This window comes from Bacteroides cellulosilyticus DSM 14838, assembly GCF_000158035.1.
GTDB classification, from domain to species: Bacteria; Bacteroidota; Bacteroidia; order Bacteroidales; family Bacteroidaceae; genus Bacteroides; species Bacteroides cellulosilyticus.
The window spans coordinates 938,914-946,375 of record NZ_EQ973492.1 but is presented as its reverse complement, the minus strand read 5'-3'; the positions used below and the strand labels follow the sequence as shown (position 1 = coordinate 946,375).

5 protein-coding genes are annotated in these 7,462 nt (G+C 43.7%); all 5 read left to right on the top strand.

Annotation, left to right across the window (positions count from 1 at the left end; all coding sequences use genetic code 11):
- Positions 1–575, top strand: a 575-nt coding sequence (locus BACCELL_RS21970) for a GNAT family N-acetyltransferase (RefSeq protein ID WP_007214289.1), incomplete at its 5' end; no start/stop codon positions are given.
- A gap of 4 nt (positions 576–579) precedes the next feature.
- Entirely contained in the window at positions 580–1,098 is a 519-nt protein-coding gene (locus BACCELL_RS21965) for a hypothetical protein (RefSeq protein WP_007214288.1), read from the top strand.
- Between the two features lie 268 nt (positions 1,099–1,366).
- The gene (locus BACCELL_RS21960) at positions 1,367–3,025 is read left to right on the top strand and encodes a DUF6377 domain-containing protein (RefSeq protein ID WP_044154186.1); all 1,659 of its coding nucleotides are present in this window, start codon (positions 1,367–1,369) and stop codon (positions 3,023–3,025) included.
- Between the two features lie 250 nt (positions 3,026–3,275).
- Positions 3,276–6,275: a SusC/RagA family TonB-linked outer membrane protein gene (locus BACCELL_RS21955; RefSeq protein WP_007214285.1), complete on the top strand. Its 3,000-nt coding sequence runs from the start codon at positions 3,276–3,278 to the stop codon at positions 6,273–6,275.
- 11 nt (positions 6,276–6,286) lie between these two features.
- On the top strand, positions 6,287–7,462 hold a 1,176-nt coding region (locus BACCELL_RS21950), incomplete at its 3' end, for a RagB/SusD family nutrient uptake outer membrane protein (protein ID WP_007214284.1).

Sequence of the window (7,462 nt, the reverse complement as noted above, 5' to 3'; positions counted from 1 at the left end):
TGGATTATATAGAAACAGAACGATTAATATTACGGCATTTCACAGAAAAAGATGTAAATGCTTTATTTACGATCCTTAATGATAAAGATGTAAATGTATTTCTGCCTATGTTTCCGTTAAAGGATATAGAAGAGGCAAAAGAGTATCTCCTATACATAGAAAATTATATCCGGCAAAAAGGGTTTTATTATGCAATTTGCCTGAAGGAAGATAACATACCTATTGGGTGTATTCATGTAAGTGCAGACGATAGCCATGATTTAGGTTATAGTATCAGCAGGAATTTTTGGCATAAAGGCATTTGCACCGAAGCCTGCCGAGCTGTGATCGATATGCTAAAACAAACTGATATTCCATACATTACAGCTACTCACGATGTGAATAATCCGAGAAGCGGAAAAGTAATGCAGGCAATAGGTATGGTATACAAATACTCTTATGAAGAATTGTGGCAACCCAAAAATATATTGGTTACATTTAGAATGTACCAACTTAATTTTGATGGAGATGAAAATAGGGTTTACAGAAAATATTGGAATAAATATTCTACTCATTTTATAGAAGAAATACCTTAAACTTATGATTATTCTTATTGCAGGAGATACGCATACGGGAAAGACCTTGTTAGCACAAAAGCTATTGGAGAAATATAAATATCCCTACTTGTCAATAGATCACTTGAAGATGGGAGTCATTAGAAGCGGACAATGTAAATTGCCTGCTGATAGTAATGATACAGAACTAACAAACTATCTGTGGCCAATCGTCAGGGAGATGATAAAAACCTGTATTGAAAATTCCCAGAATATGATTATTGAAGGATGTTATATTCCTTTTGGCTGGGAAAAGGATTTTACGGATGAATATGTAGAACAAATAAAATACGTATGCCTTATATTCAGTCAGGAATATATAAAGCATAGTTTCCAGAATATTCTGGAATATGAAAATGTTATAGAAAAAAGGCTCTCAACAGATGTAACCTTTGAGAATGTAAGTAAAACCAATAGGTATAATTTGGAACAATGTATATCAAGAAAGTATAATTATATTCTAATAGACAAGAACTATCAAATAAATATAGATGATATAATATGAATTATATCTTCTTCGTCTCCGTTTTTAAAAAATACACTTACTTACATGTACATGTTGGTATTATCTACATGCACATGTTATCCTTCTCTACATGCACATGTCAATATTGCTAACATGCACATGTAAGCATCTCCATTCTTTAAAAAACTATCGTCTTTACTTTAAAGATATTGTGATTTAAGTGCTATCCGCATGGGATTCTATCAAATTTTACTTATTTTTGCATAGAACTTCTTGTAGAAGTAACCTTTAACCAATCGAAACTCAGATGAAGAAAATAGTCACATCCTTATATCTATTATGTTGTGTATGTATGTGTCAGCTCCATGCCACCAACAATGTTGTAGACTCCCTTTTATCCCAACTGGACCATGTAATTCAAAACCGCCCTGTATACATCGAGCAAAAAGAAAAGAAGCTGAACGACCTGAGACAAGCCTTGAGACAACGCATTTCTGACGAAAACCGCTTTACCCTGTTGGGGGAATATCTGGATGAATACCGTTCCTACAACACCGACTCTTCGCTCTACATCTCACGCGAGAGATACCAGGTGGCCCTGCGAATGAAGAACAAGGAACATCAGGACAACGCCCTCATGAACACTGCCGAGATTATGGGCACAGCAGGCATGTATAAAGAAGCAGTCGACCTGATGCACAACGTACAAATCAATCATCTACCTGATGACCTGCACCCGTATTATTACCATATTTACCGCACCGTCTATGGCCTCATGGCCGATTATGCCGTTACGGAACAGGAGAAAAAACTCTATGCCGAGATAACGGATAGATACCGTGATTCCCTGTTACTGGTTAACAAAGACAATCTTCTGGTGTACACGCTGATTCAGTCCGACCAGCACAATGTGCGGGGCGAGTTCGATAAAGCCATCCAGTTATTGACCGACTACCTGGCTGGACAGATAGACAATGTGCACGATGTGGCAATCTGTGCCTACACTTTATCAGAATCATACCGCCTGAAAGAAGACACAGAAAAAGAGAAGGAGTATTTGATTCTTTCCTCCATTGCAGACATGAAGTCCGCAGTGCGCGAATATATTTCTTTGAGGAAACTGGCTGTGCTGCTCTATCAGGAAGGAGACATAGACCGTGCCTATTCGTATCTGAAATTGTGTATGGACGATGCCGTGTTCTGCAACGCCCGGTTGCGTATTCTGGAAATCCTGCAAATTTTTCCCCTCATCAACGACACTTACCAGCAAAAGGCCGAAAAGCAACAGGAACAAATGAAATGGGCGTTAGTCTCTATCAGCTTGCTGTCCATCTTCCTGCTGATTGCCATCTTCTATGTGTATAAGCAAATGAAACGCGTAGCAGCCGCACGCCACGAAGTGATAGATGCCAACAAGCGTCTGAAAGAATTGAATGAAGAACTCCACCGCTACAATCTGCAACTGAAAGAAGCCAACCACATCATTGCCGAAAACTCCTACCTGAAAGAGGAATACATCGGCCGCTATATGGACCAGTGTTCCGTATATCTGGAAAAGATGGATAACTATCGCCGTTCACTGGGCAAGATAGCCGCTACGGGCAAGGTAGATGAGCTATACAAAAACATCAAATCTTCCAAGTTCATAGAAGAGGAACTGAAAGAGTTTTATGCCAATTTTGATAATACCTTCTTGCAACTGTTTCCCACTTTTGTAGAAGACTTCAACACCCTGCTTGCCGAAGGGGAGCAGATTTACCCCAAGGCCAACGAACGAATGAGTACCGAACTGCGTATCTTCGCCCTTATCCGTTTGGGAATTACCGACAGTGTGAAGATTGCCCAATTCCTGCGCTATTCTGTGACTACCATTTATAATTACCGTACCAAAGTTCGCAATAAAGCTGCGGGCGACCGTGACCAACTGGAACAGGAAGTAATGAAAATAGGTAAGTCGAGAGACTAAAACCACACTTTTAAGGCATATAAGTGTCTTTTTCACGCTTATATTTTTACTACTTTTTTGGAACAATGCATCTTCTTGATAGCATTGATTATTAGTGTTTTATGTCTTATAAAACGCCTAAAACTACTACTTTTTCACTCTTTTCCCCCTTATTGCTTCCTCTTATCAGATACATTTGCATTGTTCCTTCACAGAGGGGACAAATGCATGTGAATCTATATTTTTATTACTAACTTTAAACTCTTATATTATGCAAAAGTACAAAATGCCGATCAGGCTTCGAATCATGGTTTGTCTGATAGGAATGTTACTTCCGATGTGCATGTTCGCACAGCAAATCACAGTACAAGGTGTAGTGAAAGACCAGACCGGAGAAACCGTTATCGGTGCCAGTGTGGTTCAGAAGAACACAACGAACGGTACGATAACGGGTATCGATGGCGATTTTTCGCTGAATGTGCCTTCGGATGCCGTTATAGTAGTTTCATTCGTGGGCTATAAGTCTTTGGAAGTTCCCGTAAAAGGACAGAAACAGATTATGGTAACACTCTCGGAAGACAGTGAAATGCTGGACGAAGTAGTGGTTATCGGTTATGGAACCATGAAGAAAAGTGACCTTACCGGTGCTGTTTCCTCTTTGGGAAGCAAGGACATCAAAGATGCTCCCGTCTCTAACCTGGGACAAGCCATTCAGGGCCGCATCTCCGGTGTGCAGGTAGTGGATGCCGGAAAGCCCGGTGACAATGTATCTATCAAGATTCGTGGTCTGGGCTCCATTAACAACTGCGATCCACTGGTGGTGATTGACGGTGTGCCTACCGACCTGGGACTGTCTTCACTGAACATGGCGGATGTGGAACGCCTGGACGTATTGAAAGACGCATCGGCTACAGCCATTTACGGTTCGCGTGGAGCCAATGGGGTAGTGATGATCACCACCAAGCGTGGAACGGAAGGGAAAGGCAAATTGTCGGTATCGGCTAATTGCGCTTTCCAGAATGCCACGAACATTCCTTCTTTACTGAACGCAAGCCAGTATGCCGATTTGAGTAATGATATGATGGTGAACAGCGGTCGCAACCCGAACCCGAATTGGGCAAATCCTTCGGAACTGGGTGCAGGTACCGACTGGATGGACGAATTGCTGCGCACGGGTGTGATGCAGAACTATACGGTAAGTTATTCCGGAGGAAATGAGAAGTCTCATTATTATGTATCCGGTGGTTTTCTCGATCAGTCGGGTACGGTGCGCAGTGTAAACTATCGCCGTTTTACGTTTCAGTCCAACAGCGATGCACAGGTGCTGAAGTGGTTGAAGTTCTCCAATAATATCACTTTCAGCACTGATACGAAGGATTCGGGCAGCTATAATATCGGTGATGCACTGAAAGCTCTTCCCGTTCTTCCGGTGAAGAATGAAGACGGTTCATGGAGTGGGCCGGAAGGTAATTCGGAATGGTACGGTAGCATCCGCAACCCGATAGGGCCTACGCAACTGAACAAGAGTCAGACGAAAGGTTATAACTTCCTTGCCAACCTGACAGCGGAACTGACTTTTACCAAATGGCTGAAATTCAAGAGCACTTTCGGTTACGATGCCAAATTCTGGTTCATCGATAACTTCACGCCGAAATATAACTGGAAGCCTATTCCAACGGAAGAAACTTCACGTTACAAGAGCGATAATAAATCATTCACTTACCTGTGGGATAACTATTTCCTGTTCGACCATACCTTTGCAGAAAAGCATCGTGTGGGAGTGATGGCGGGATCATCTGCACAGTGGAATGAGAATGATTACCTGAATGCACAGAAGAATGTCTTCATGTTCGACAATGTGCATGAAATGGATAACGGTCAGGAGATGTACGCCATTGGCGGCAGTTCCAATGAATGGGCATTGCTCTCTTACATGGCACGTATCAACTACTCTTACGAAGACCGCTATATGCTGACGGCAACTGTCCGTCGCGATGGTTCCAGCCGTTTCGGTAAAAAGAACCGTTGGGGTACTTTCCCTTCTGTATCTGCCGCATGGCGCATTTCGCAGGAAAGCTGGTTCCCGAAGAATGACGTTGTGAACGACCTGAAAATACGTGTAGGATATGGAGTGACGGGTAGCCAGGCAAGTGTCGGCAATTATAGTTACCTGGCATCTTACAACACCAGTGTATATCCATTCGGAACAACGAGCGGCAATCAGACCGCATTGGTTTCCTCTACGCTTGCCAATCCTTACATCCATTGGGAAGAGGTGGCACAGACGAATATCGGTTTTGATGCTTCCCTGTTCAATTCACGGATCGTATTCTCACTGGATGCTTATCTGAAAGAGACAAGGGATATGTTGGTGAAGGCATCCATCCCCATCACATCGGGATTTGAAGATACCACCACTACTTATACGAATGCCGGTAAAGTGCGAAACCAAGGCTTGGAAATGAGTCTGCACACCATCAATCTGACCGGAGAACTGGGTTGGGAAACAAATGTAACTGCCACTTATAATAAGAATAAGATTAAGGATCTGAACAGCGCGGTTCCTTACTATATTAACCAGATCAACAACTCGTATGTCACGATGCTGGCAAAAGACTATCCGATTAATGCTTTCTACGGCTATGTGACGGATGGCTTGTTCCAAAACCAGGCGGAAGTGGATGCGCATGCCGTGCAGCCGGGAGCTGAACCGGGTGATATCCGTTTCAGGGATTTGAACAACGATGGTGTCATCAACGACAGTGACCGCACAGTGATTGGCAATCCCAATCCCAGTTGGTTCTTCTCAATGAACAATAACTTGTCTTATAAAGGATTCGAGCTTTCCGTATTCCTTCAGGGAGTGGCCGGCAATAAGATTTATAATGCCAACAATATCGACAATGTCGGTATGGCTGCCGCATACAACCAGACGACTGATGTGCTGAACCGCTGGCGCGGGGAGGGGACAAGCTACTCCATGCCGCGTGCCGTGTTCGGCGATCCTAACCAGAACTGCCGTGTATCCGACCGCTTTGTAGAAGACGGATCTTACTTGCGTGTGAAGAATATCACTCTCTCTTATACCTTCCCGAAACAATGGTTGCAGAAGTTGCAGATAGAGAATGCACGCCTTTCCCTTTCTTGTGAGAATGTGGCTACCATTACCGGGTATTCCGGTTTCGATCCGGAGGTGGATATCAACGGTATTGATTTGTCCCGTTATCCCATTTCCCGTACATTCAGTGTAGGATTAAACTTTAACTTTTAATTGATTTGGATATGAAAAAGATAACAAACTTACTATACGTGCTGGCTGTATTGATGCTGGTATCATGTAACGACTTCCTGGATAAGTCGCCCAAATATGTCGTTGACCCTGAAACAACCGTGACCGATGATGTGGCCGTGGCACTGACAAATGCTTGCTACAAGGCGCTTCAGTCTTCCAATCTCTACAACCAGCGTATGTGGTCGCTGGATATCGTTGCGGGCAACAGCCTGGTAGGTGCAGGCGGTGGTACGGACGGTCTGGAAACCATACAGGCATCCAACTTTATCACGCAGAGCGATAATGGTATGGCTCTGTATATGTGGCGTTCTCCATGGGTAGGCATCGGGCAGTGTAACATTGTGCTGACCAGTCTTCCGCAGGCCGAAGCCGTATCGGAAAGCATAAAGAACCGTTGTATGGGTGAAGCATATTTCCTTCGTGCCCATTACTATTATATCTTAGCCCGTTTGTATGGCGGTGTTCCTTTGCGTCTGGAACCTTATAATCCGGGTGAATCTACTGCAATAGCACGCACTACGTTGGATCAGACTTATGAGCAGATCATTTCGGATTGTAAGAATGCGGTCGATTTGCTTCCGGCGAAAGCGGAATATAATGAAGAAGAAAAAGGACGTGCCTGTAAGGATGCCGCCCTTGCCATGCTGGCGGATATTTACCTGACACTGGCTCCCAACCATACGAGTTATTATGAAGACGTGGTGGAACTGTGCAATGAGATTACGAACCTGGGTTACGACCTTTCCACCTGTAAGTATGAAAATAACTTCGATGCTACTATCAATAACGGTCCCGAATCTCTGTTTGAAGTGCAGTATTCCGGAAGTACGGAATATGATTTCTGGGGAACGGACGGTCAGTCTTCCTGGCTTTCCACTTTCATGGGGCCCCGTAACTCGGACTTTGTTGCAGGCAGCTACGGCTGGAATCAGCCTACGGAGGAATTTGTGAGCCAGTATGAAGAAGGTGACAAACGGAAGGAACTGACGGTTCTTTATGCAGGTTGTCCGGACTTCGACGGGAAGACTTACAAGAGTTCTTATTCCAATACCGGATATAACGTACGCAAATTCCTGGTGTCCAAGACTATTTCACCGGAATACAATACGAACCCCAATAACTTTGTTGTGTACCGCTATGCGGATGTCTTGCTGAAGAAAGCGGAA